This window comes from Kitasatospora arboriphila, assembly GCF_039528095.1.
Classification (GTDB): Bacteria; Actinomycetota; Actinomycetes; order Streptomycetales; family Streptomycetaceae; genus Kitasatospora; species Kitasatospora arboriphila.
Window position 1 is genome coordinate 67,337 of record NZ_BAAALD010000002.1, and the last position, 25,237, is coordinate 92,573.

17 protein-coding genes are annotated in these 25,237 nt (G+C 71.5%); 13 read left to right on the top strand and 4 right to left on the bottom strand.

Annotation, left to right across the window (positions count from 1 at the left end; all coding sequences use genetic code 11):
• Positions 1-216: 216 nt before the first annotated feature.
• The 8 genes from ABD353_RS01465 to ABD353_RS01500 all read left to right on the top strand — a co-directional run bounded on the left by ABD353_RS01465 (position 217) and on the right by ABD353_RS01500 (position 12,738).
• A complete protein-coding gene (locus ABD353_RS01465) occupies positions 217-1,893 on the top strand; it encodes a glycoside hydrolase family 99 protein (RefSeq protein WP_344621575.1) in 1,677 nt (558 codons plus the stop codon).
• 189 nt (positions 1,894-2,082) lie between these two features.
• On the top strand, positions 2,083-6,375 hold the full coding sequence (locus ABD353_RS01470) for a discoidin domain-containing protein (RefSeq protein WP_344621576.1): 4,293 nt from the start codon (positions 2,083-2,085) through the stop codon (positions 6,373-6,375).
• A 450-nt stretch (positions 6,376-6,825) separates the two neighbouring features.
• The gene (locus tag ABD353_RS01475) at positions 6,826-8,223 is read left to right on the top strand and encodes an extracellular solute-binding protein (protein WP_344621577.1); all 1,398 of its coding nucleotides are present in this window, start codon (positions 6,826-6,828) and stop codon (positions 8,221-8,223) included.
• A 78-nt stretch (positions 8,224-8,301) separates the two neighbouring features.
• On the top strand, positions 8,302-9,246 hold the full coding sequence (locus ABD353_RS01480; RefSeq protein ID WP_344621578.1) for a carbohydrate ABC transporter permease: 945 nt from the start codon (positions 8,302-8,304) through the stop codon (positions 9,244-9,246).
• A 15-nt stretch (positions 9,247-9,261) separates the two neighbouring features.
• Positions 9,262-10,146 carry a carbohydrate ABC transporter permease gene (locus ABD353_RS01485; RefSeq protein ID WP_344621579.1) on the top strand — a complete coding sequence of 295 codons (885 nt, stop codon included), beginning with the start codon at positions 9,262-9,264 and terminating at the stop codon, positions 10,144-10,146.
• A 32-nt stretch (positions 10,147-10,178) separates the two neighbouring features.
• A complete protein-coding gene (locus ABD353_RS01490; protein WP_344621580.1) occupies positions 10,179-11,792 on the top strand; it encodes a glycoside hydrolase family 13 protein in 1,614 nt (537 codons plus the stop codon).
• A 35-nt stretch (positions 11,793-11,827) separates the two neighbouring features.
• Positions 11,828-12,190, top strand: coding sequence for a DUF1304 domain-containing protein (locus ABD353_RS01495; RefSeq protein WP_344621581.1), 363 nt, complete (start codon positions 11,828-11,830; stop codon positions 12,188-12,190).
• Entirely contained in the window at positions 12,187-12,738 is a 552-nt protein-coding gene (locus ABD353_RS01500) for a TetR/AcrR family transcriptional regulator (RefSeq protein WP_344621582.1), read from the top strand. The genes ABD353_RS01495 and ABD353_RS01500 overlap by 4 nt, the downstream gene beginning before the upstream one ends.
• A 107-nt stretch (positions 12,739-12,845) precedes the next feature.
• Here the strand turns inward: ABD353_RS01500 and ABD353_RS01505 are convergent, their stop codons facing one another.
• Positions 12,846-13,382 carry a GNAT family N-acetyltransferase gene (locus tag ABD353_RS01505; protein ID WP_344621583.1) on the bottom strand — a complete coding sequence of 179 codons (537 nt, stop codon included), beginning with the start codon at positions 13,380-13,382 and terminating at the stop codon, positions 12,846-12,848.
• 25 nt (positions 13,383-13,407) lie between these two features.
• A complete protein-coding gene (locus tag ABD353_RS01510) occupies positions 13,408-14,460 on the bottom strand; it encodes a glycoside hydrolase family 18 protein (RefSeq protein WP_344621584.1) in 1,053 nt (350 codons plus the stop codon).
• A 156-nt stretch (positions 14,461-14,616) separates the two neighbouring features.
• On the opposite strand from ABD353_RS01510, the gene metH reads away from it, so the two are divergent.
• The 3 genes from metH (at position 14,617) to ABD353_RS01525 (ending at position 20,922) form a co-directional block, all read left to right on the top strand.
• Complete coding sequence (gene metH / locus ABD353_RS01515) at positions 14,617-18,135, top strand: methionine synthase (RefSeq protein ID WP_344621585.1); 3,519 nt, start codon at positions 14,617-14,619, stop codon at positions 18,133-18,135.
• 160 nt (positions 18,136-18,295) lie between these two features.
• The gene (locus tag ABD353_RS01520; RefSeq protein ID WP_344621586.1) at positions 18,296-18,997 is read left to right on the top strand and encodes an HAD family hydrolase; all 702 of its coding nucleotides are present in this window, start codon (positions 18,296-18,298) and stop codon (positions 18,995-18,997) included.
• A gap of 320 nt (positions 18,998-19,317) precedes the next feature.
• Positions 19,318-20,922, top strand: coding sequence for an ABC transporter substrate-binding protein (locus tag ABD353_RS01525; RefSeq protein WP_344621587.1), 1,605 nt, complete (start codon positions 19,318-19,320; stop codon positions 20,920-20,922).
• Positions 20,923-20,985: 63 nt separating this feature from the next.
• Here the strand turns inward: ABD353_RS01525 and ABD353_RS01530 are convergent, their stop codons facing one another.
• Positions 20,986-21,657, bottom strand: a complete 672-nt coding sequence (locus ABD353_RS01530) for a response regulator (protein ID WP_344621588.1) — start codon at positions 21,655-21,657, stop codon at positions 20,986-20,988.
• Entirely contained in the window at positions 21,658-22,572 is a 915-nt protein-coding gene (locus ABD353_RS01535) for a RecB family exonuclease (protein ID WP_344621589.1), read from the bottom strand.
• Between the two features lie 244 nt (positions 22,573-22,816).
• On the opposite strand from ABD353_RS01535, the gene ABD353_RS01540 reads away from it, so the two are divergent.
• On the top strand, positions 22,817-24,016 hold the full coding sequence (locus ABD353_RS01540; RefSeq protein ID WP_344621590.1) for a site-2 protease family protein: 1,200 nt from the start codon (positions 22,817-22,819) through the stop codon (positions 24,014-24,016).
• Between the two features lie 96 nt (positions 24,017-24,112).
• Entirely contained in the window at positions 24,113-25,075 is a 963-nt protein-coding gene (locus ABD353_RS01545; protein WP_344621591.1) for a tRNA (adenine-N1)-methyltransferase, read from the top strand.
• Positions 25,076-25,237 lie beyond the last annotated feature (162 nt).

Below are 25,237 nucleotides of genomic sequence, written 5' to 3' on the forward strand. Positions count from 1 at the left end.
CCCGGGAGGAATCCTTGCAACCCATCCCCTGACGGACCGTCGGACCAAGGGCGGGCACTTCGGTGCCCGCCCTTTTCGTGTGCCCGCATGCGGTGCGATCCGTTGACATGCCTGTAGCACCTCTGTAACTCTTGGCTGCCATCGCGCAAAACTCAAACAGATCAACGTCAGATTCGCGATTCCTTCTGCAACTTCCCCCCACGAAGGCAGGACCCCATGGGAATCTCGCGCCGCTCGCTCCTCCTGACGGCAGCCGCCGCCTCGACGGCCGGACTGCTGCCGGCCGCGTCCGCCCGCGCGGCCGGCAGCCCGCCCGGGGACGTCGTCGGCAGGATCACCGTCGGCTACCAGGGCTGGTTCGCCTGCCCCGGGGACGGCGCCCCGATCAACGGCTGGTGGCACTGGTCCCAGGACTGGTCGCACGCGCCGTCCCCCGGCAACAACGCCCTGCGGGCCTGGCCGGACATGCGCGAGTACACCGCCGGCCACCGCACGGCCTACGGCCCGCTCGGCGACGGCACCCCCGCCGTGCTGTTCTCCTCCTACGACCAGCAGACCGTCGACACGCACTTCCGCTGGATGCGCGAGTACGGCTGCGACACCGCCGCCCTCCAGCGGTTCGACCCCAACGGCGGCGAGGGCGCCACCCGCGACGCCGTGACCGCGAAGGTGCGCAGCGCCGCGGAGGCCAACGACCGGAAGTTCTACGTGATGTACGACGTCAGCGGCTGGACGTCGATGCAGGAGGAGATCAAGGCCGACTGGACGGACCGGATGTCGCGGCACACCGCCTCGACCGCCTACGCCCGGCAGAACGGCATGCCGGTGGTCGGGATCTGGGGGTTCGGCTTCGCCGACGCCAACCACCCCTGGAGCCCGGCCGCCTGTCTGGACGTCGTCACCTGGTTCCGGGCCCGCGGCTGCTACGTGACGGGCGGGGTGCCGACGTACTGGCGCACCGGTGTCAACGATTCCCGGCCCGGCTACCTGGACGTCTACCACGCCTTCCACATGATCTCGCCGTGGATGGTCGGCCGGATCGGCACCACCGCCGACGCCGATCGGTTCCTCACGAACGTGCAGCAGGGCGACCAGGCCGACTGCAACGCCCGCGGCATCGACTACCAGCCGTGCGTGCTGCCCGGTGACGTCTCCGAACGCCAGCGCGCGCACGGCGACTTCATGTGGCGGCAGTTCTACAACACCGTCCGGCTCGGCGCGCAGGGCCTGTACATCTCCATGTTCGACGAGTTCAACGAGGGCAACCAGATCGCCAAGACGGCGGAGAGCGCTGCGATGCTGCCCGCCGGCTCCGGCCTGCTCGCCCTCGACGAGGACGGCACCGCCTGCTCCTCCGACTACTACCTGAGGCTCACCGCCGACGGCGGCCGGATGCTCAAGGGGCAGCTCGCCCTGACCCCCGTCCGGCCCACCCCGCCCACCACCGGCGGCACCACCCCGCCGCCGCCCGCCGGGGACCTCGCACTGCGCCGGCCGACCGCCGAGAGCAGCCACACCCAGGTCTACGGCAGCGGCAACGCCGTCGACGGCGACTCCGACTCGTACTGGGAGAGCGCCAACAACGCCCTCCCGCAGTGGATCCAGGTCGACCTGCAGACGGTGTACCCCGTCCGGCGCCTGGTCCTCGCGGTGCCGCCCGCCCCGGCGTGGGCCGCCCGCACCCAGACGGTCGCCGTGCTCGGCTCCACCGACGGCACCGCCTTCACCACCCTGGCCGGCGCCGCCGGGTACCGCTTCGACCCGGCCACCGGCAACACCGCCGGGCTCACCCTGCCCGCCGCCGTGCAGACCCGGTACCTCCGGCTGCAGTTCACCGGCAACACCGGCTGGCCGGCCGGGCAGCTCTCCGCGCTGCAGGTCTTCGCCCAGTAGCGCCCGTCCGGCCGGAACACCGGCGCCCGCGCACCGCCGCGGGGAGGACGGACCCACCACAGACCTCGGGCCGCCGCACACCCGGCGGTCCGACCCGGGGCATGCCCCGGCGCACCCCGAGGGGTGCTCGCGGCGGAGCCGGGGGCCGCCACGCCGCGCACGCCATGACATCCGAGACAGAGGGACGCAATGAGATCCAACCGCACACTGCCGCGGCTCGGCGCCGCGACGGTCGCGACCGGACTGCTGCTGATGGTGATCGGGCCGGTCGTACCGGCCCACGCCGCCGGCGGTCCGAACCTCGCGGCCGGCAAGACCGTGACCGCCAGCAGTTCCACCGGTGTCCAGGTGGTCGGCAACGTCAACGACGGCAGCCAGGAGACCTACTGGGAGTCGGCCAACAACGCGCTGCCGCAGTGGGTCCAGGTCGACCTGGGCAGCCCCGCCGCGATCGACCAGGTGGTGCTGAAGCTGCCGGCGGGCTGGGGATCCCGGGACGAGACGCTGACCCTGCTGGGCTCCACCGACGGCTCGAACTTCTCCACCGTCCTCGGCTCCGCCGCCCAGTCCTTCGACCCGGGCGCCGGCAACACCGTCCGGCTGAACTTCGCCTCCACGACCACCCGTTTCGTGCGGGTGAGCGTCACCGCGAACACCGGCTGGCCGGCCGCCCAGATCTCCGAGCTGGAGGTGTACGGCTCGACCAGCGCCTCCGGCAACCTCGTCCGCTCGGCCACCGCCAGCAGCGCCAACGGCGCCTACACGGCGAACAACGCGGCCGACGGCAACACCGGCACCTACTGGGAGAGCGCCAACAACGCCTTCCCGCAGTGGTACCAGGCCGACCTCGGCTCCGCCGTGCCGGTCAACAAGCTGGTGCTGCGGCTGCCCTCCGGCTGGGAGACCCGCAGTGAGACGCTGAAGGCCCAGGGCTCCACCGACGGCAGCAACTTCACCGACCTGGTCGCCTCCGCCGCCTACACCTTCAACCCGGCCACCGGGAACAGCGCGACGATCAACCTGAGCACGACCACCACCCGGTACGTGCGCCTCTCGTTCACCGCCAACAGCGCCTGGCCGGCCGCCCAGCTCTCCGAGTTCGAGGTGTACGGCCCGAGCAGCGGCGACACCCAGGCGCCCGGCGCGCCCGGCAGCCTGGCGTACACCCAGCCGGCCTCCGGCCAGATCAAGCTGACCTGGAACGCGGCCACCGACAACGTGGGCGTCACCGGCTACGACGTCTACGCCAACGGCGAGTTGCTGACCAGCGTGGCCGGGAACGTGCTGACCTACACCGACAGCCGCCCGGACAGCGCGACCGTCTCGTACTACGTCAAGGCGAAGGACGCGGCGGGCAACCAGTCCGCGGCCAGCAACACCGTCACCCGCACCGGCCAGAGCGGCGACACCCAGGCGCCCAGCGCGCCCGGCGGCCTGGCCTACACCCAGCCCGGCTCCGGCCAGATCAAGCTGACCTGGACGGCCTCCTCCGACAACGTGGGCGTCAGCGGCTACGACGTGTACGCCAACGGCTCGCTGAAGGCCAGCGTCGGCGGCTCGGTGCTCACCTACACCGACAGCCAGCCGGACACCGCGACCGTCTCCTACTACGTCAAGGCCAAGGACGCGGCGGGCAACCAGTCCGACTCCAGCAACACGGTGATCCGCACCGGCCAGACCGGCGGCAACGGCACCAACCTGGCGGCGGGCAAGCCGATCACGGCCAACTCCTCCGTCTACTCCTTCGTGGCGACCAACGCCAACGACAACGACGTCACCAGCTACTGGGAGGGCGCGGGCGGCAGCTACCCCAACACCCTCACCGTGGCACTGGGTTCGAACGCCGACACCCAGCAGGTGGTGCTCAAGCTCAACCCGGCCTCGGCCTGGGGCGCCCGCACCCAGACCATCGAGGTGCTGGGCCGCGAGCAGAACAGCTCGACCTTCACCACCCTGGTCGCCGCGAAGCCGTACGGCTTCGACCCGGCCTCCGGCAACACGGTGACCATCCCGGTCGGCGCCCGGGTCGCCGACGTCCAGCTGAAGATCACCAGCAACACCGGCTCCAGCGCCGGCCAGGTCGCCGAGTTCCAGGTGGTCGGCGTGCCCGCCCCCAACCCGGACCTGACCGTCACCGGCACCACCGTCTCCCCGGCCAGCCCGGTCGAGACCGACGCCCTGACCCTCGCCACCACGGTGAAGAACCAGGGCAACGCCGCCTCCGCCGCCACCTCGGTCAACCTGTACCTGGGCTCCACCAAGGTCGGCACCGCCCAGGTCGGCGCGCTCGCCGCGGGTGCCTCCAGCACCGTCAACGTGAGCGTCCCGGCGCAGAACTCGGGCAGCTACCAGCTCACCGCCAAGGTCGACGAGTCCAACGCCGTCATCGAGCAGGACGAGACCAACAACACCTGGACGGCGGCGAGCGACCTGGTGGTCAACCAGGTGGCCAGCTCCGACCTGGTGGCCGCGCCGGTCTCCTGGTCGCCGTCCAACCCGGCGGCCGGCAACGCGGTCAACTTCACCGTGGCGATCAAGAACCAGGGCACCTCGGCGGCCGCCTCCGGCGCCCACGGGATCACCCTGACCGTGCTCGACGCCCAAGGCAACGCCGTCAAGACGCTGACCGGCTCCTACAGCGGCGCGATCGCCCCCGGCGCCACCACCTCCCCGGTGTCGCTGGGCAGCTGGACGGCCGTCAACGGCAAGTACACGGTGAAGACGGTCATCGCCACCGACGCCAACGAGCTGCCGGTCAAGCAGGCCAACAACACCAGCAGCCAGGGCCTGTACATCGGCCGCGGCGCCAACATGCCCTTCGACACCTACGAGGCCGAGGACGGCGTGCTGGGCGGCGGGGCGGCCGTGGTCGGCCCGAACCGCACCATCGGCGACCTGGCCGGCGAGGCCTCCGGCCGCAAGGCCGTGACGCTCAACTCGACCGGCTCCTCGGTGGAGTTCACCACCAAGGCGGCCACCAACACGCTGGTCACCCGCTTCTCGATCCCGGACAGTGCGAGCGGCGACGGCACCAACGCCACGCTGAACGTCTACGTCGACGGCACCTTCCTCAAGGCGATCGACCTGACGTCCAAGTACGCCTGGCTGTACGGCAGCGAGACCGCGCCCGGCAACTCGCCCGGCTCCGGCGGGCAGCGGCACGTCTACGACGAGGCCAACCTGCTGCTCGGCACCACCGTGCCGGCCGGTCACAAGATCAAGCTGCAGAAGGACCCGGCCAACACCAGCCAGTACGCGATCGACTTCGTGAGCCTGGAGCAGGCCACCCAGATCGCCAACCCGGACCCGGCGAAGTACGTCGTCCCGACCGGCTTCACCCACCAGGACGTGCAGAACGCCCTGGACAAGGTCCGGATGGACACCACCGGCACCTACGTCGGCGTCTACCTGCCCGCGGGCGACTACCAGACCGCCAACAAGCTCCAGGTCTACGGCAAGGCGGTCAAGGTCGTCGGCGCAGGCCCCTGGTTCACCCGGTTCTACGCGCCCGCCTCGCAGAGCAACACCGACGTCGGCTTCCGCGCCGAGGCCACCGCGAACGGTTCGACCTTCTCGGGCTTCGCGTACTTCGGCAACTACACCTCGCGGATCGACGGCCCCGGCAAGGTGTTCGACTTCTCCAACGTCGCGAACATCACGATCGACAACATCTGGACCGAGCACATGGTCTGCATGTACTGGGGTGCCAACACCGACAGCATGCGGATCACCAACTCGCGGATCCGCGACACCTTCGCCGACGGCATCAACATGACCAACGGCTCCACCGACAACCTCATCTCGAACAACGAGGCGCGGGCCACCGGTGACGACTCCTTCGCGCTGTTCTCCGCCATCGACGCCGGCGGCGCCGACGAGAAGAACAACGTCTTCGAGAACCTCACCACCATCCTGACCTGGCGTGCGGCGGGCATCGCGGTGTACGGCGGCTACGCCAACACCTTCCGCAACATCTACATCGCGGACACCCTCTGCTACTCCGGCGTGACCATCTCGTCGCTGGACTTCGGCTACCCGATGAACGGCTTCGGCGCCTCGCCCACGACGAACCTGCAGAACATGACGATCGTCCGGTCCGGCGGCCACTTCTGGGGCCAGCAGGTCTTCCCGGCGATCTGGGTCTTCTCGGCCTCCAAGGTCTTCCAGGGCATCCGCGTGAGCGACGTCGACATCGTCGACCCGACCTACAGCGGCATCATGTTCCAGACCAAGTACACCGGCAGCCAGCCGGAGAACCCGGTGAAGGACACCGTCTTCACCAACGTCTCGATCACCGGCGCCAAGAAGAGCGGCGACGCCTTCGACGCCAAGTCCGGCTACGGCGTCTGGGCCAACGAGATGCCCGAGGCGGGCCAGGGCCCGGCGGTGGGTGAGGCGGTCTTCAACAACCTCACCATGAGCGGCAACTTCAAGGACATCCAGAACACCACGTCCACCTTCAAGATCACCGTCAACCCGTAACGATTGCGCAAACGAAGCAGGGCGGGCGCCCATCGGCCCGCCCTGCTTCGGTGTTTCCTGCAGCCGCTTGCGGGCCCTGCGGGCCGCTTGCGCGGATGGTTGCGCAACCCGGTGCCACCAGGCCCGGCAAGGGCTTCCGGGGCTCCGTGGGGGGCCTTTCGGCAGGTGGCGGGCGGGGCGCGGCGACCATGCGACCGCCGGATCGGTCACGCAAACCTGCGTTGCCAGTGTCGTCTTTTTGCGAAATTCAGTCGACATCTTGTGGACATCTGTCGAGGCTGGTTAAGTAGTCGACACCGGCCGGCGCTGCTGCCAGACACAGCGACCGTGCCCCGGCCTCGCACGCTTCCCCGGCTCCCGGACGTCTTCCGGGGCCGGCCCCCCACCGGAAATCCACGGGCACCCCCGCGCCCAGGCGCAGCCCACACGTGCTTGAAAGGGTCCATCCGCATGACCAGAGACCGGCTCCTCCGCAGAACCGTCGCCCTCGCCGCCGCCGCGGGCCTCGCCCTCACCGCTGCCGCGTGCTCCTCCGGCTCCGACACCGGCAACTCCGGGGACTCCGGCAAGCCCGCGGCCAGTGCCTCCCTCGACCCGAACACCAAGGTCACCATCAGCATCGACTGCCAGCCGCCGACCACCAAGCCGGCCGAGCGCAAGCAGTGGTCCGAGGACGTCGCGGCGTTCAACAAGCTCTACCCGAACGTCACGATCAACGCGAAGGACGCCTCCCCCTGCGAGGAGCCGGCCTCCTTCACCGCGCAGCTCAAGGGCAAGACCCAGCCGGACGTCTTCTACACGTACTTCACCGACCTGGACCAGGTGCTCGACGCCGACCAGGCCGAGGACATCTCGGCCTACGTCAACGAGCAGACGGTGCCCGCGCTCAAGGACATCGACCCGTCCGTCATGAAGACCCTGACCTCGGAGGGCAAGCTCTACGGTCTGCCCACCACCAACTACAAGATGGGCCTGCTGTACAACCGCAAGCTCTTCAAGCAGGCCGGCCTCGACCCGGAGAAGCCGCCGACCACCTGGGCCGAGATCCGCGAGGCCGCCAAGAAGATCGCGGCGCTCGGCAACGGCGTCAACGGCTACGGCGACTACAGCGCCACCAACCAGGGCGGCTGGCACTTCACCGCCGAGCTCTACGGCCTCGGCGGCTCGATGACCACCGAGGACGGCAAGAAGGCCGCCTTCAACACGCCCGAGGGCAAGCAGGTCCTGCAGAACCTGTACGACATGCGCTGGACCGACAACACCATGGGCGCCACCCAGAGCCTCAAGTGGCCCGACCTGATGACCCAGATGTCGACCGACAAGCTCGGCATGTACGTCGGCGCGCCGGACGACATCACCTACATGGTGCAGACCCTCAAGGGCAACTACGAGGACTACGGCATGGGCCCGATGCCCGGCGGCAAGGGCGCCCTGCTCGGCGGCGCCGACTACATGTTCAAGAAGGGCTCCACCCCGGACCAGATCAAGGCCGGCATCGCCTGGGTCAACTTCAAGTGGCTGACCATGGGCAAGGGCCAGTTCGACTACGCCCGCACCAAGGCCGACGGCCTGCCGGTCGGCCTGCCGCAGCCCTTCCTGTTCGGCGGCTCCACCCTGGACGCCGACAACAAGGCCAAGGCCGCCAGCGCCACCGTCCCGGTGCAGAACTACGCGCCGTACCTGGCCACTTCGGTGCCCGGCAAGACCGAGCCCGCCAACGCCCAGCAGATCTACAAGGTCCTCGACGGCGCCGTCTCGGCCGTCCTGACCGACAAGAACGCCAACGTCGACAAGCTGCTCTCGGACGCCGAGAGCCAGGTCAACCAGGTGCTGGCCAACCTCCAGTGACGGCCGGTGGGGGCCGGCCGGCGGGCCGGCCCCCACGCACGCCCGAGCCACACCCTCCGACCGACCGGGAGTAACCCCATGGCAGCGATCAGCGTCTCCGCCCGCCGGAAGACCGAGCCACCGGCGCACGCCGATCCCTCGCAGGGCCGCGCCGCCCTCCGTCAGCGCATCCGCAGGCACCTCACCGGCCATGGCTTCCTGCTCGGTGCCCTGCTCTGCTTCGCGTACTTCTCGTGGTACCCGATGGTCCGCGAAGTGATCATGAGCTTCCAGAAGACCAAGCGCGGAAGGACCACCTGGGTCGGCACGGAGAACCTGGACCGCATCTTCGCGGACCCGGACTTCTGGCACGCCTGGCGCAACACCCTGCTGTTCACGGTGCTCGCCCTGGTGCTCGGCTTCGCGGTGCCGTTCGTCGTCGCCGTCCTGCTGAACGAGCTCCGCCACGCCAAGGCCTACCTGCGGATCCTGGTCTACCTGCCGGTGATGCTCCCTCCGGTCGCCTCGGTGCTGCTCTTCAAGTACTTCTACGACCCCGGCTACGGCCTGTTCAACGCGATCCTCAAGGCGCTCCACCTGCCGACCTCGGCCTGGCTCAACTCGCCCACCACGTCCATGCCCTCGGTCGTCATCGCGGCCACCTGGATGAACATGGGCGGCGCCACCCTGATCTACCTGGCGGCCCTGCAGGGCATCCCGGGCGAGCTCTACGAGGCCGCCGAACTCGACGGCGCCGGCCTGCTGCGCCGGATCTGGCACGTCACGATCCCGCAGACCCGGCTGATCCTCTCGCTGCTCCTGCTGCTGCAGATCGTCGCCACCATGCAGGTCTTCGTCGAGCCCTACCTGCTGACCGGCGGCAACGGCCCGCAGAACTCGACGCTGACCGTCGTCAACCTCATCTACCAGTACGCCTTCAGCTTCAACAACTACGGCAGCGCCTCGGCGCTCGGCCTGGTCATGCTGCTCGTACTCGCCGGCTTCTCCGCGCTGTACGTGCGCCTGAGCCGCACCAACGACTAGGACGGGAGCACCGCCATGGCAGACACCTCCACCCGTACCCTGATCTCCGAGACGCAGCTGAACCGCCCGTTCGGCAAGGCGGTCTACCGGACCGTCCTCGTCCTGGTGATCGTGGCATTCACCCTGGTCTTCCTCGGCCCGCTCTACTGGCTGGTGACCGGCGGACTGAAGTCCACCCAGGAGGTCATCCAGAGCCCGCCGACCTTCTACCCGCACCAGGTCCACACCGACACGTACACCGAGGCGTGGTCCAAGCTCAACATGGGCCGGCTGCTCTTCAACACGCTGTACTACGCGTTCGGGGCGCTCGCCTTCCAGCTGGTCTTCGACGTGGCCGCGGCCTACGCGCTCTCCAAGCTGCGGCCCGTCCTCGGCAACCTGATCCTCGGCATGATGCTGGCGACGCTGATGATCCCGTCCACCGTGCTGATCGTGCCGCAGTACCTCACCGTGCTGGACCTGCCGCTGCTGCACCTCAACCTGATCAACACCCCGTGGGCGATCTGGCTGCCCACCGTGGCGAACGCCTTCAACATCTTCCTGCTGAAGCGCTTCTTCGACTCGGTGCCGGAGGAGCTGATGGCCGCCGCCGCCATCGACGGCGCGTCGCCGCTGCGGGCGCTGTGGTCGATCGTGCTGCCGATGTCCCGGCCGATCCTCGGCGTGGTCTCCATCTTCGCGGTGGTGAACGTCTGGAAGGACTTCCTGTGGCCGCTGCTGGTCCAGCCGGACCCGAAGAACCAGCCGCTCAACATCGGCATCAACTCGCTGTCCATCGGCGTGCCGCAGAACGTCGTGATCGCCGCCCTGGCCATCGCCTCGGTGCCGACCATCGTGTTCTTCCTGATCTTCCAGCGCAACATCATGGCCGGCCTGACCTCGGGCGGGCTCAAGGGCTGACGGCCCGTCATTTCTCGAAAGGACTACCCACCGTGGTACAGCAGCCCGACCGCCGGGACTGGTGGCGAGACGCGGCGATCTACCAGGTCTACCCGCGCAGCTTCGCCGACGGCAACGGCGACGGCACCGGTGACCTGGCGGGGATCCGCGCCCGGCTCCCGTACCTCGCCGAACTCGGCTTCGACGCCGTCTGGTTCAACCCCTGGTACCCCTCCCCGCTGAAGGACGGCGGCTACGACGTCGCCGACTACCGCGCCATCGACCCGGTCTTCGGCTCCCTGGAGGAGGCCGAGAAGCTGATCGCGGAGGCCCGCGACCTCGGCATCCGCACCGTCGTGGACATCGTGCCCAACCACGTGTCCGACCGGCACCCGTGGTTCCGGGCGGCCCTCGCGGCCGGCATCGGCAGCCCCGAGCGCGACCTCTTCCACTTCACCGAGGGCCGCGGAGAGCACGGCGAACTGCCGCCCAACGACTGGAAGTCGGAGTTCGGCGGCTGCCCGTGGACGCGGATCGAGGACGGGCAGTGGTACCTCCACCTGTTCGCCACCGAGCAGCCCGACCTCAACTGGGCGCACCCGCTGGTCCGCCGGGAGCACGAGGAGATCCTGCGCTTCTGGTTCGACCGCGGCGCCGCCGGCGTGCGGATCGACTCGGCCGGCCTGCTGACCAAGGAGCCGGGCCTGCCCGACTTCGAACCCGGCGTCGACACCCACCCGTTCGTCGACCGCGACGACCTGCACGAGATCTACCGCTCCTGGCGGGCGATCGCGGACTCCTACGAGGAGCCGCGCGTCCTGATCGGCGAGATCTGGGTGCCGGACACCGAGCGGTTCGCCCGCTACCTGCGCCCGGACGAGCTGCACACCGCCTTCAACTTCGACTTCCTGGCCCGCCCGTGGTCGGCCGCCGAACTGCGCGCCTCGATCGACGGCACGCTGGCCGCGCACGCCCCGGTCGGCGCCCCGGCCACCTGGGTGCTCGCCAACCACGACGTCACCCGCACCGTCACCCGCTACGGCCGCGAGGACACCCGCTTCCAGTTCGCCACCAAGCGCTTCGGCACCCCGACCGACCCGGACCTGGGCCTGCGCCGGGCGCGCGCCGCCGCACTGCTCTCGCTGGCGCTGCCCGGCTCGCTCTACCTCTACCAGGGCGAGGAGCTCGGCCTGCCCGAGGTCGAGGACCTGCCGCTCGGCAGCCTGCAGGACCCGATGCACTTCCGCTCGGGCGGCACCGACCCCGGCCGCGACGGCTGCCGCGTCCCGATCCCGTGGTCCGGCACCCTGCCGCCGTACGGCTTCGCACCCGACGGTGCCGAGCCCTGGCTGCCGCAGCCGGCCGGCTGGGGCGCGCTCACCGTGGCGGCGCAGACCGGCGACCCGGACTCGATGCTGGAGCTCTACCGCGCCGCGCTGCGGATCCGCCGCGAGCGGATCACCGGCGGCTTCGACTGGCTGCCCTCCGGCCCGGAGGTGCTGGCCTTCCGGCGGGCCGGAGGGTTCGGCTGCCTGGTGAACCTCGGCGAGCAGCCGGTGCCGCTGCCCGAGGGCGCCCGTCCGGTGCTCAGCAGCGGAGCCCTCGCGGAGGGCGGGCTGCCGTCCGACACCGCGGTGTGGCTGGAGTTCCTGGACACTCGTCTATGATTGATGGACAGGTGTCCATGAAATCGGAGTGATCCATGCAAACGGCGGCGAACGTCCTGGTCGGCCTGGTGGCCGCACTGCACGCGTACATCCTGGTGCTGGAGATGTTCCTCTGGGAGCGCTCCCCGGGCCGGAGCCTCTCCGGCTTCGACGCCGGCCTCGCGAAGGCGACCGCGCCGCTCGCCGCCAACCAGGGCCTCTACAACGGCTTCCTGGCGGCCGGCCTGGTCTGGGGCCTGATCGCCGCCGACCCGGTCGGCCACGACGCCCAGGTCTTCTTCCTGAGCTGCGTCGTGGTCGCCGGCCTGTACGGCGGCGCCACCGCCAACCGGCGGATCCTGGTCGCCCAGGCCCTGCCCGGAGCCGTCGCCCTCGCCGCCGTACTGGCCGCCGGATGAACGACCCCCGCGCCGAGCGCACCAGGGCCGCCCTGCGCGGCGCACTGCTCGCCGAGTGCGGCGAACGGCCCCTGGCCGAGGTGAGCGTCTCGGCCGTGGTCCGCCGCGCGGGCCTCGGCCGGGCCACCTTCTACCTGCACTACGAGGACCTGCGGGCGCTCGCCGTCGACGCCTGCGGGGAGGTGGTCGAGGCCGCCGTCGACGCCCTGCACGACTGGCGCGGCCCGGTCGACCCGGCGGCGCCGCCCGCCGCGCTCACCGCCTTCCTGGCGGACGCCGCCGGGCACGCCGCCCTCTACCGGGGCCTGCTCGACCCGGGCGGCGGCGGCCCGCTCGGCGACCTCATGCACAGGCGACTGCGGGAGCGCAGCCGCACCGAACGCGAACGGGCCGGCGCCCCGCACGCCGACACGGTGGCCTCCGCGGTCGCCGCGGCCTTCACCGGCCTGCTCGCCGACTGGCTGCACGGCCTGATCGCCGCCGACCCGCCCACCTTCGCCGGCCGGGTCTGGCGCCTGCTGATCGCCCTGCACAGCACCCCGCTGTGACGCCACGGGGGCGCGTGGGGGCACCTCCCGGCCGGAGGCCGGGGGAGGACTGCGCGATCCGGGGTGGCTGGCGATGCGGGATCGGGAAAGCCGGCCAGGGGCGCCTGCTACGGCAGGTTGCGGGCCCAGATCCAGTCGAGGCCGTCCTCGCCGATCTCGTCCAGGTGGGCGGCGCGGGTCAGGCCGGCCTTCTCGGCGACGCGTTGGGAGGCCAGGTTCTCCGGGCGTATCCGGGCGATCAGCGGCAGCCGCGGCAGCTCCCGGCCGGCCCAGGCGACGACCGCGGTGGCGGCCTCGCCGGCCACGCCCCGGCCCCAGCAGGCCGGGTCGAAGCGGTAGAAGAGGTTGAGCCCGCGCAGCCCGCCCAGCACGGTGGGCTTCACCCCGCAGAAGCCGAGCGGCTGCTCCGCCCCGCGGCCGCGCACCACCCAGTACCCGAAGCCGCTGCGCTGCCACCGCTCGTCCCAGCGCCGGTACAGCCACTCGGCCTCGGCCCTGGTGCGCAGCGCGTCGGAGGGGTTGTGCCGGCAGGTCCGCGGGTCGCGGTGGACGGCCAGGATCGCCGCCACGTCCGTCGGGACCGGCCGCCGCAGGACGAGGTGATCGGTCGTCAGTTCCGCTGCGTACAGGGCCGGTTCGGTCATGGCCGCAGCCTAACCCGGGCGGCGCTCAGCGGCACCAGCCGTTGCGGTAGGCGTTCCAGTCGGCCGGGGTGGCGGTGAAGTCGACGTACAGCGCGAGGCCGAAGGACTGCCGTCCGCTGCGGCCGAGGGCGAGCCGGGCGCCGCGGACGGCCGCCGCGACGGTCTCGGCGGAGCCGCGGTGGCCGAAGTCGTCCTGCCAGTACGCGGGCAGGCCCATCAGCAGGTCCACCGAGTCCGGGGTGGCGGCCAACGCGAGTTCGGTCTGCCGGGCGACGTAGCCGCCGTACAGCGACTCCAGCGGCATCCCGGTGTCGTAGCTCATCACCGCGATCTGGTCGACCCGCCGGGCGACGTCGGCGAAGTACTCCTTCGACCACCACTTGCCGTGGTCGGCGACCGCGAGTCCGACCCGGTGCAGCCCGGGGACGGGGTCGATCTGCGGGGCTGCGACGGAGAGCGGCACCCCGGAGGCCGCGGTGAGCGGGCGGACCTGGTCGAGCAGGGCGAGGAAGCCGGCCGACCCCGAGCGGACGGGTTCGAGGTCGAAGTGCACGCCCTCGAACCCGAGGGCCAGGGTCTGCACGGTGGCGACGGTGATCCGGGTCCGGACCTCGGGCCGGTCCAGGTGGAGGCCGTCCTTCTCCGGGGCGACCACGTCGCCGAGCCAGGCCTGCACCCGCAGGCCGGGCAGCCGGCGGTGGACGCCGTCCAGGAACCACCGGGCCTGCGGGGCGAGCGCGGGGTCGAGCGAGCCGTCGTGCGCGAGCGGCCCGGTGTGCACGTACAGGTCGTGGACGCCGGTGCCGGCGAGGCGGGCGGCGAGTGCGGTGAGGTCGGCGTCGGTGCGCCGCCCGTCCACCCAGGCGTGGCCGAGCCAGAGGGCGTCGCGGTCCCGCGTCCTGGCCTCGGCGGACGGTTCGCCCACGTACTGGAGGCGGAGGGCGACGGCGGCGCCGCCCACCGGAAGGAGCAGCAGGCCGAGGACGGCGAGGACGGCGACGGTGAGCCGCCGTCGCCTGCTCCGTCCGGGCCGCAGCCTGTGCAGCCACGCCGCCGGCGCGGTGATCCTCCGTGGCACCCGGCCCCTCCCGTCCCGTCCGTTCAGGTGGACAGGACGCCCAGGATGCGGAACGGGTTCCGTCGCCGGGCAGGTGTCCGGATACCCTGACGGCGTGCATCCCCGAACCAGGAGGGGACGCATAGCCGACAGCCGTCGCACCCAGGGAGTCGCCCCATGGCCACAGCCGTCCCCTCGTCCGCCGCAGCCGCCGCCCACCAGGAGCGTGCGAACGCCCTCCGCGAAGCCCTCGCCACCCGCGTCGTGGTGGCCGACGGCGCGATGGGCACGATGCTGCAGGCGCAGGACCCGACCCTGGAGGACTTCCAGCAGCTGGAGGGCTGCAACGAGATCCTCAACGTCACCCGCCCGGACATCGTGCGCTCGGTCCACGACGCGTACTTCGCCGTCGGCGTGGACTGCGTGGAGACCAACACCTTCGGCGCCAACCACGCCGCGCTCGGCGAGTACGAGATCGCCGACCGCATCGTCGAGCTGTCCGAGGCCGGCGCGAGGATCGCCCGCGAGGCGGCCGACGAGTTCACCGCCCGGGACGGCCGGACCCGCTGGGTGCTCGGCTCGATCGGCCCCGGCACCAAGCTGCCGACCCTGGGCCACACCACCTTCGAGGTGATCCGCGAGGGCTTCCGGCAGAACGCGGCCGGCCTGATCGCCGGCGGCGCCGACGCCCTGCTGATCGAGACCAGCCAGGACCTGCTGCAGACCAAGGCGTCCGTGCTGGGCGTCAAGCAGGCGCTCGCCGAGGCGGGCCTGGACCTGCCGGTGCTCGCCCAGGTGACGGTGGAGACCACCGGCACCATGCTGCTCGGCTCGGAGATCGGTGCGGCGCTGACCGCCCTGGAGCCGCTGGGCATCGACTACATCGGCATGAACTGCGCCACCGGCCCCGCCGAGATGAGCGAGCACCTGCGCTACCTGGCGAAGAACGCCAAGGTCGGCCTCTCCTGCATGCCCAACGCCGGCCTGCCCGTCCTCGGCAAGGACGGCGCGCACTACCCGCTGAGCCCCGAGGAGCTGGCGGACGCCCACGAGACCTTCGTGCGCGAGTACGGCCTGTCGCTGGTCGGCGGCTGCTGCGGCACCACCCCCGAGCACCTGCGGCACGTGGTCGAGCGCGTCCAGGGCCGCCCGGTGGTGGCCCGCGACCCGAAGCCGGAGGCGGCCGCCGCCTCGCTCTACCAGTCGGTGCCCTTCCGTCAGGACCTCTCCTACCTGGCGATCGGCGAGCGCACCAACGCCAACGGCTCCAAGAAGTTCCGCGAGGCGATGCTCGCCGAGGACTGGCAGGCCTGCGTGGAGATCGCCCGCGACCAGATCCGGGACGGCTCCCACCTGCTCGACCTGTGCGTCGACTACGTCGGCCGGGACGGCGTCGCCGACATGCGGGAGGTCGCCACCCGGCTGGCGACCGCCTCGACCCTGCCGCTGGTGCTGGACTCCACCGAGCCGGAGGTGCTGCGGGCCGGCCTGGAGGCGCTCGGCGGCCGCGCGGTGCTCAACTCGGTCAACTACGAGGACGGCGACGGCCCCGAGACCCGCTTCGGCAGGATCGCCTCGCTCGCCCGCGAGCACGGCGCCGGCCTGATCGCGCTGACCATCGACGAGGAGGGCCAGGCCCGCACCGCCGACAAGAAGGTCGCCATCGCCGAGCGGCTGATCGAGCAGCTCACCACCGAGTACGGCATCGACGAGTCGTCGATCCTGGTCGACTGCCTCACCTTCACCCTGGGCACCGGCCAGGAGGAGTCCCGCCGGGACGGCATCGAGACCGTCGAGGCGATCCGCGAGCTGAAGCGCCGCCGCCCGCAGGTGCAGACCACGCTCGGCCTGTCCAACATCTCCTTCGGTCTCTCGCCGGCCGCCCGCGTGGTGCTGAACTCGGTCTTCCTGCACGAGTGCGTGGAGGCCGGCCTGGACTCGGCGATCGTGCACGCCTCCAAGATCCTGCCGATCGCGCGGATCCCCGAGGAGCAGCGCGAGGTCGCGCTGGACCTGGTGTACGACCGCCGCCGGGACGGCTACGACCCGCTGCAGCGCCTGCTGGAGCTGTTCGAGGGCGTCTCCTCGGCCTCGGTGAGGGCGTCCAAGGCGGAGGAGCTGGCGGCGCTGCCGCTGGAGGAGCGCCTGCAGCGGCGGATCGTCGACGGCGAGCGCAACGGCCTGGAGGCCGACCTGGACGAGGCGCTGACGGCCCGTCCGGCCCTGGAGATCATCAACGACACGCTGCTGGCCGGCATGAAGGTGGTCGGCGAGCTGTTCGGCTCCGGCCAGATGCAGCTGCCGTTCGTGCTGCAGTCCGCCGAGGTGATGAAGTCCGCGGTGGCCCACCTGGAGCCGCACATGGAGAAGTCCGACTCGGAGGGCAAGGGCACCATCGTGCTCGCCACCGTGAAGGGCGACGTCCACGACATCGGCAAGAACCTGGTCGACATCATCCTGTCGAACAACGGCTACAACGTCGTCAACCTCGGCATCAAGCAGCCGGTCTCGGCGATCCTGGAGGCGGCGCAGGAGCACCGGGCGGACGTCATCGGCATGTCCGGACTGCTGGTCAAGTCCACGGTGATCATGAAGGAGAACCTGGAGGAGCTGAACCAGCGCGGCCTGGCCGCCGACTTCCCGGTGATCCTCGGCGGCGCCGCGCTCACCCGCGCCTACGTCGAGCAGGACCTGCACGAGGTCTACCAGGGCGAGGTCCGCTACGCCCGGGACGCCTTCGAGGGCCTCAAGCTGATGGACGCGCTGGTCGCGGTCAAGCGCGGCGTGCCCGGTGCGGCCCTGCCGGAGCTGCGGCAGCGCCGGCACGCCCGGGTCGAGGTGGAGGAGGTCGAGGAGGTCAACCTCGGCCAGGTCCGCTCCGACGTGGCCGTCGACAACCGGGTGCCGGTGCCGCCGTTCTGGGGCGACCGGATCGTCAAGGGCATCCCGTTCGCGGACTACGCCTCCTGGCTGGACGAGGACGCGCTGTTCAAGGGCCAGTGGGGCCTGAAGGCCTCGCGCACCGGCGACGGCCCCTCGTACGAGGAGCTGGTGGAGACCGAGGGCCGGCCGCGGCTGCGGATGTGGCTGGACCGGCTGCAGACCGAGGGCTGGCTGGAGCCCGCCGTGATCTACGGCTACTTCCCGGCCAACTCCAAGGGCGACGACCTGATCGTCCACAACGAGGACGGCTCCGAGCGGACCCGGTTCACCTTCCCGCGGCAGCGCCGCGGCCGCCGGCTCTGCCTGGCCGACTTCTTCCGCCCGGAGGACTCCGGCGAGCGGGACGTGGTGGCGCTGCAGGTGGTCACCATGGGCAACCGGGTCTCCGAGGCCGCGAACGAGCTGTTCGCCGCCAACGCCTACCGCGACTACCTGGAGCTGCACGGCCTGTCGGTGCAGCTGGCCGAGGCGCTCGCCGAGTTCTGGCACGCCCGGGTCCGCTACGAGCTCGGCTTCGGCGACGAGGACCCGCAGGACGTCCGCGACATGTTCGCCCTGAAGTACCGCGGCGCCCGCTTCTCGCTGGGCTACGGGGCCTGCCCGGAGCTGGAGGACCGCGCCAAGATCGCCGAGCTGCTGAAGCCCGAGCGGATCGGCGTGGTGCTCTCCGAGGAGTTCCAGCTGCACCCCGAGCAGTCCACCGACGCCATCGTCATCCACCACCCCGAGGCGAAGTACTTCAACGCCAGGTAACCCGTCCGCTGCGCTCCGTTCGGCACATTTCCGGTCGGCGGGCGTATCCTGAATGATCCTGAACGGGCCGGTCCGCTCACAAGCGGGCCGGCCTGTGCCATCCCCGGCCCCGCCCGGCCACCCGTGCGGACGGGACCCCACCCGGCGAAGGGACCATGCCATGACGACCATCTCGACCCTCACCGAGAGCCTCGGCGGGACCGGCGGCGGCCTGCAGGCCGTGCTGCTCGACATGGACGGCACGCTCGTCGACACCGAGGACTTCTGGTGGCAGGCCGAGGCGTCGCTCTTCGCCGAGTTCGGCCACGTCCTCGACGAGGCCGACCGCGCCCACGTCGTCGGCGGACCGATGACCCGCGTCATCGACTACCTGCTCTCCCGGACGGCCGTGCCGCACACCCCGGCCGAGCTGACCGTCCTGATCAACCAGCGCTTCGTCGACCTGCTGGCCGGCGGCGTGCCGCTGATGCCCGGCGCCGAACGGCTGCTCAACACCCTGGCCGCGCACGGCGTCCCCGCCGCCCTGGTCTCCGCCTCGCACCGGCACGTCATCGACATCGTGCTGCGCAGCCTCGGCGCCCACCACTTCGCCTTCTCGGTGGCCGGCGACGAGGTGCCGCGCACCAAGCCGCACCCCGACCCGTACCTCACCGCCGCCGCCCGGCTCGGCGCCGACCCGGCCCGCTGCGTGGTCATCGAGGACGCCCCGACCGGGGTGCTCGCCGCCGAGGCCGCCGGCTGCCAGGTCATCGCGGTGCCCTCGGTCGCCGCCATCGAGCCCGCCCCCGGACGCACCGTCCTCGGCTCGCTGGAGCAGGTCGATCTGGAGCTGCTGCACGCGCTGATCGCCGCCCGGGTGTGAGTTCGCTCTCTTTTCCGTGCGGTGCCGCTCTCTGGCTGCGGCGCCCCGGCGACGGACCGTGCTGGGCCTGACGGAGAAAACGGACATCGGGTGACAGAACGCCGGTCTGCGGGGACCGGCGGGAGCCCCGGGAACCCGGCCCTCGCGCACGCGTGCGAGGCGGTGCGTGGTCGATATGGCACGCTACTTCCGGTCATTCCCCGAAAAGGGGACCAACGGACCGTCGCAGCCGCGCCCGCCACCCTGGGTCGCGGCCCGTGACGGCACCCTACCGGCGCCTCCCCACAAGCCCGGCCGCACGGAGAAGGAATCCATCCCGCATGTCTTCAGCCCACCGCCTGGCCGTGCTCGGCTGCGCCGTCATGGTCGCGTCCTCGGCCGCCGGCTGCGCCTCCGCGACCAAGGCCGTCACCGGCAAGGACTCGCCGTCCGCGATCACCATGGGCACCACCAACGTGACCAGCGTGCTCGACCCGGCCGGTGCCTACGACGCCGGTTCCTGGCTGGTGCTGAACAACACCTTCCAGTCGCTGCTGAGCTTCCCGCCCGGCGCGACCGTGCCGCAGCCGGAGGCCGCGCAGTCCTGCGGCTTCACCGGCGGTGACGCGATCACCTACGCGTGCACCCTGCGCAGCGGGCTGAAGTTCTCCAACGGCCACGCGCTGACCAGCGAGGACGTCGTCTTCTCGGTCCAGCGGATGCTGAAGATCAACGACCCGAGCGGCCCCGCCTCGCTGCTCTCCACCATCAAGTCCGTCGAGGCCAAGGGCCAGGACAAGGTGGTCTTCCACCTCAAGGCCCCGGACGCCGTCCTCCCGGCGAAGCTCGCCTCGGCGGCCGGCTCGATCGTCGACCACCAGGTCTTCCCGGCCGACGCGCTGCTCGCCAACGACAAGCTGGTCGGCTCCGGCCCGTACAAGATCGACTCGATCGCCACCATCGAGGGCGGCGAGAACCCGGGCAAGGTCTCCCTCTCCGCCAACAGCGAGTACAAGGGCGACAACAAGCCGACCAGCGGCAAGTTCGCGCTGCGCTACTTCAACGCACCGGACGAGCTGAAGAGCGCGCTGGAGAAGGGCGAGGTCGACCTCGCCGACAACAGCCTGGAGCCCTCGGCCGGCGCCAAGATCAAGGACGACCAGATGGCCGGCAAGGGCGACCTCAAGGTCGCCGAGGGCGAGAGCGCCGAGACCCGCTACCTGGTCCTCAACACCAAGGACGCCGTCACCGGCAACCCGGCCGTCCGCCAGGCGGTCGCCCAGCTGATCGACCGCAAGGCGCTCTCCCGCACGGTGTACGCCAACACCGTCCAGCCGCTGTACTCGCTGGTGCCGGCCGGCATCACCGGGCACAACACCTCCTTCGCGGACCGCTACGGCGACCCGAGCGTCGACAAGGCGAAGAAGATCCTCTCCAACGCGAAGATCTCCACCCCGGTCAAGATCACCCTGACCTGGTCGCGCGCCCGGGCCGGCGCCGCCGAGATGGAGCAGATCAAGAAGGACCTGGAGAACGGCGGCGTCTTCCAGGTCGACATCAAGCAGGAGCCCGACTGGAAGAAGTACCAGGAGGGCTGGAAGGCCGGCAGCTACCAGGCGTACACCGTCGGCTGGACCCCCGACTACGCCGACCCGGACAACTTCGTCAGCCCGATCGTGGTCGACGGCGGCGCCTTCCACAACGGCTGGGACGACCCGCGGATCAGCGGCAAGCTGGTGCCCGCCAGCATCAAGCTGACCGACCGCTCCGCCGGCGGCGCCTACGGCCAGATCCAGAACATCGTCGCCGAGGGCGTCCCGGTGATCCCGCTGTTCCAGGCCAAGTCCTTCTACGCCTCGCGCAACGACATCACCGGCGTCGACGGCACCGTCGACACCACCGGGATCTTCCGCTTCTGGGAGATCGGCCGCAACGGCACCAAGTGACCGAACGGCGGCGGCCCGCCCCCTCCGCAGCGGAGGAGGCGGGCCGTCGCCGCACCCGGCGGCTCACATCGAGCCGGGGCGCACCAGACCCGACTCGTACGCGTACACCGCGGCCTGCACCCGGTCGCGCAGCTGCAGCTTCGTCAGCACGTGCCCGACGTGCGTCTTCACCGTCGTCTCGCTGACGAACAGCTCGGCGGCGATCTCCGCGTTCGACAGGCCACGGGCGACCAGCCGCAGCACCTCCACCTCGCGCTCGGTCAGCGCGCCCAGCGCCTGCGGCGGCGCCTCCTCGCCGGATGGCAGCTTGGTGGCGTACATGTCCAGCAGCCGGCGGGTCACCGACGGCGCCAGCATCGCCGCACCGTCCGCGACCACCCGGATCGCCTGCACCAGCTCCTCCGCCGGCACGTCCTTCAGCAGGAAGCCGCTGGCCCCCGCGCGCAGCGCCTCGACCACGTACTCGTCCAGGTCGAAGGTGGTCAGCACCAGCACCTTCGCCGGGCCGTCCCGCCCCGGACCGGCGATCCGCCGGGTCGCCTCCACCCCGTCCATCCGCGGCATCCGGATGTCCATCAGGACCACGTCCGGCTGCAGCGCCCGGACCTGTTCCAGCGCCTGCTGGCCGTCCCCGGCCTCCCCGACCACCACCAGGTCGGACTCGGCCTCCAGGATCATCCGGAAGCCGGTGCGCAGCAGCGGCTGGTCGTCGACCAGCAGCACTCGGATCGTCACCTACGACTCCTTGCTCACCATGAGATCCCCCGTGGGATCGTCGTCGGTCGTTCTCCGCACCGGCACCGGCACCGGCACCGGCAGCGGGTACGGCGGGGGAGTGCCCCCGAACTCCGGGCACCGGGCCTTGTGGTCGCACCAGTCGCACAGCCGGTTGCGGGTGGCCGGGAAGTCGCCCGTCGCCACCGCCCGCGAGATGGTCTCCCACAGCGCCCTGAGCTTGCGCTCCACCGACAGCAGGTCCGCCTCGTCCGGGTCGTACGTGACGACGTCCCCGCCGCCGCCCAGGTACACCAGCTGCAGCCGGCGCGGGACGACGCCCTTCCAGCGCCACACCACCAGGGCGTAGAACTTCATCTGGAACATCGCCTTGCCCTCGAAGTCCCGCGAGGGCGCCCGGCCGGTCTTGTAGTCGACCAGCCGCACCTCACCGGTCGGCGCGACGTCCACCCGGTCGATGTAGCCGCGCAGCAGCACGCCCGGCTCCAGCGGCGTCTCCACGTACAGCTCGCGCTCCACCGGGTGCAGCCGGGTCGGGTCCTCCAGACCGAACCAGCGGTCCACCAGCTTCTCCGCGTCGCCCAGCCAGCCCGCCAGCGCCGAACCGTCCTCGTCGCCGGGGAACAGCTGCGCCAGCTCCGGCCGCTCGCCCAGCAGCCGCTCCCACTGCGGGCGCAGCAGCGAACGCGCCAGCTCCGCCGTCCGCTCGCCCGGCGGATGGTCGAAGAGCCGCTCCAGCACGGCGTGCACCACCGTGCCCCGGGTGGCGGCCGCGCTCGGCGGCTCCGGCAGCCGGTCGATCACCCGCAGCCGGTACAGCAGCGGGCAGGTCATGAAGTCGCCGGCGCGCGAGGGCGACAGGCCCGTCGGCGCGGCGGCCGGCCGGGTCGGCGGCTCGGTCTCGGTCTGGTGCATGCCCCCGACCCTATTGCCCCTCGCTCACATCCCGCTGCCGCCCGGCTGACACCGACACCGCTGGAGGCACCGCATCCGGGGTATCACCGAGGTACGGACAGCACCCGACCGCCGCCGCGGGCGCGGCGCGAGGGGCGCGCGCGGCATCCGGACGGAGATCACGTAGCGTGGGCGCGACGGTGCGGGCCACGGCGCCGCGACAGCACGGCGCACCGGCGGGGACGACGAGAGCGAAGGGGACGCGGTGAGCGACACCAGGGGGCAGCGGACCTCCGACCAGCCGTCGGCGGACCGGCCCGAGCGGCCGGAGCCGCGCGGCGGCATCCTGATGGGCCGACCCTTCGGCGTCCCGGTGTACGTCACGCCCTCCTGGTTCGTCATCGCCGCCCTGATCACCTGGGTGTTCGGCGGCCGGCTCAGCGAGGTGCTGCCCGACCTCGGCGCCACCCGCTACCTGGTCTCCTTCTCCTTCGCGGTCGCCTTCTACGCCTCCGTCCTGGTGCACGAACTCGCCCACACCGTGGTCGCCCTCCGCTACCGGCTCTCGGTGCGGCGGATCCAGCTGCAGTTCTTCGGCGGCGTCTCGGAGATCGAGAAGGAGGCCGAGACCCCGGCCCGCGAGTTCTGGCTGGCGTTCGTCGGCCCGCTGCTCTCGCTCGTCCTCGGCGGCGCCTTCTACCTCGCCCTCACCGCCGTCGACACCGACACCGTGCCCGGCGTGCTGCTCGCCGGCCTCATGGTCAGCAACCTCGTCGTCGCCGCCTTCAACCTGCTGCCCGGCCTCCCGCTGGACGGCGGCCGGATGCTGCGCGCCGTCGTCTGGGGCGTCACCGGCCGGCCGATGGCCGGCACCGTCGCCGCCGCCTGGGTCGGTCGCGGGCTCGCCCTGCTCGTCCTCTTCGGGCTGCCGCTGTACAGCGCCTCCCGCGACCCCCAGCAGTCCACCACCGACAGCCTGATCGACGGCGTCCTCGCCGCCGTCCTCGCGGTGATCATCTGGAACGGGGCGAGCGGCGCCGTCCGCAACGCCCGGCTCCGCGAGGCCCTGCCCCGGCTCGCCCTGCGCGACCTCGCCCGACGCTTCGTCGAGGTCCCCGCCGACACCCCGCTCGGCGAGGCGCTGCGGCGGGCCCGCGAGGCGCAGGCCGGTGCGATCGTCGTGGTCGACGGCCGCGGCGAGCCCACCGCACTGGTCACCGAGGCCGCCGTCGGCAAGGTGCCCGAGCACCGCCGCCCCTGGGTCGCGGTCGGCGCGCTCGCCCGCGACCTCGAACCCGCCATGCGGCTCGACCTCGACCTCACCGGCGAGCAGCTGCTGACCGCACTGCGGCGCGCCCCCGCGACCGAGTACCTGATCGTCCGCCCCGACGGCAGCCCGTACGGCGTGCTGGCCCTCGCCGACCTCGAACGCAGACTCGCCCGCGAGGTCGGCGGCCGGGTGTAGGCCGACGCACACGGGCGCGCCCCTGTCGGGTTGCCCCTGGCGTGCGCATGCCCCGGCTGGTCGGGGGAGGTCCGGCGTTCCCTTAGGATTGTCTGCATGTCCGAACCGACCGGTGCCACCCGCCGACGCGGGCCCTTCCAGGTCGGGGACCAGGTCCAGCTGACCGACCCCAAGGGCCGCCACTACACGTTCACGCTCCAGGCCGGGAACCAGTTCCACACCCACAAGGGTGCGTTCCCGCACGACGAGCTGATCGGCGCCCCCGAGGGCACGGTCGTACGCACGACGGGCAACGTCCCGTACCTCGCGCTGCGCCCCCTGCTCCCCGACTACGTCCTGTCCATGCCCCGCGGTGCGGCGGTGATCTACCCCAAGGACGCGGGTCAGATCCTGGCGATGGCCGACATCTTCGCGGGAGCCCGCGTCGTCGAGGCCGGCGTCGGCTCCGGCGCGCTCTCCACGTACCTGCTGCGCGCCGTCGGCGACACCGGCATGCTCGCCTCCTACGAGCGCCGCGAGGACTTCGCCGAGATCGCCCGCGGCAACGTGGAGCGCTACTTCGGCGGCCCGCACCCGGCGTGGAAGCTCACCGTCGGCGACCTCCAGGACAACCTGGTCGAGACCGACGTCGACCGCGTCATCCTGGACATGCTCGCCCCCTGGGAGTGCCTGGACGTCGCCTCCAAGGCACTCGTCCCCGGTGGCCTCATCTGCTGCTACGTGGCCACCACCACGCAGATGTCGAAGACCGTCGAGGCGCTGCGCGAGCACGGCACCTTCACCGAGCCGCAGGCCTGGGAGACCATGGTCCGCACCTGGCACCTGGAGGGCCTGGCCGTCCGCCCGGACCACCGGATGATCGGCCACACCGGCTTCCTGCTCACCGCCCGGCGCCTCGCCGACGGCGTCGAGCCGCCGCTGCGCCGCCGCCGTCCGGCCAAGGGCGCCTACGGCGAGGACTACGACAACGGCACCCCGGAGCCCTCGCTCGCCGAGCGTGCCGCGGCCCGCCGGGCCTCCCGCGAGTCGGCCGCCGCCGAGGGCGTCGACCTGCCCTGACACCGTGCAGAACCACCCGCCGAGGGGCGGCGCGCCGGAGGACCTGCTCCGGTGCGCCGCCCCTCGCGGCGTTCCGCGGAGCTCCCCCCGGAAGAGCCGTCGGCCCGGTGTCCCGCGGCGGCCGATCATGTGGCAGGATGCTCGCTCACGACACCCCCTCCT

Bases quoted from the DNA above. Each gene is read 5' to 3' on its own strand.
- metH (WP_344621585.1), top strand. From the start codon at position 14,617: ATGGCCACAGCCGTCCCCTCGTCCGCCGCAGCCGCCGCCCACCAGGAG.
- ABD353_RS01520 (WP_344621586.1), top strand. From the start codon at position 18,296: ATGACGACCATCTCGACCCTCACCGAGAGCCTCGGCGGGACCGGCGGC.
- ABD353_RS01495 (WP_344621581.1), top strand. From the start codon at position 11,828: ATGCAAACGGCGGCGAACGTCCTGGTCGGCCTGGTGGCCGCACTGCAC.
- ABD353_RS01470 (WP_344621576.1), top strand. From the start codon at position 2,083: ATGAGATCCAACCGCACACTGCCGCGGCTCGGCGCCGCGACGGTCGCG.
- ABD353_RS01465 (WP_344621575.1), top strand. From the start codon at position 217: ATGGGAATCTCGCGCCGCTCGCTCCTCCTGACGGCAGCCGCCGCCTCG.
- ABD353_RS01475 (WP_344621577.1), top strand. From the start codon at position 6,826: ATGACCAGAGACCGGCTCCTCCGCAGAACCGTCGCCCTCGCCGCCGCC.
- ABD353_RS01525 (WP_344621587.1), top strand. From the start codon at position 19,318: ATGTCTTCAGCCCACCGCCTGGCCGTGCTCGGCTGCGCCGTCATGGTC.
- ABD353_RS01480 (WP_344621578.1), top strand. From the start codon at position 8,302: ATGGCAGCGATCAGCGTCTCCGCCCGCCGGAAGACCGAGCCACCGGCG.
- ABD353_RS01485 (WP_344621579.1), top strand. From the start codon at position 9,262: ATGGCAGACACCTCCACCCGTACCCTGATCTCCGAGACGCAGCTGAAC.
- ABD353_RS01545 (WP_344621591.1), top strand. From the start codon at position 24,113: ATGTCCGAACCGACCGGTGCCACCCGCCGACGCGGGCCCTTCCAGGTC.
- ABD353_RS01500 (WP_344621582.1), top strand. From the start codon at position 12,187: ATGAACGACCCCCGCGCCGAGCGCACCAGGGCCGCCCTGCGCGGCGCA.
- ABD353_RS01505 (WP_344621583.1), bottom strand. From the start codon at position 13,382: ATGACCGAACCGGCCCTGTACGCAGCGGAACTGACGACCGATCACCTC.
- ABD353_RS01535 (WP_344621589.1), bottom strand. From the start codon at position 22,572: ATGCACCAGACCGAGACCGAGCCGCCGACCCGGCCGGCCGCCGCGCCG.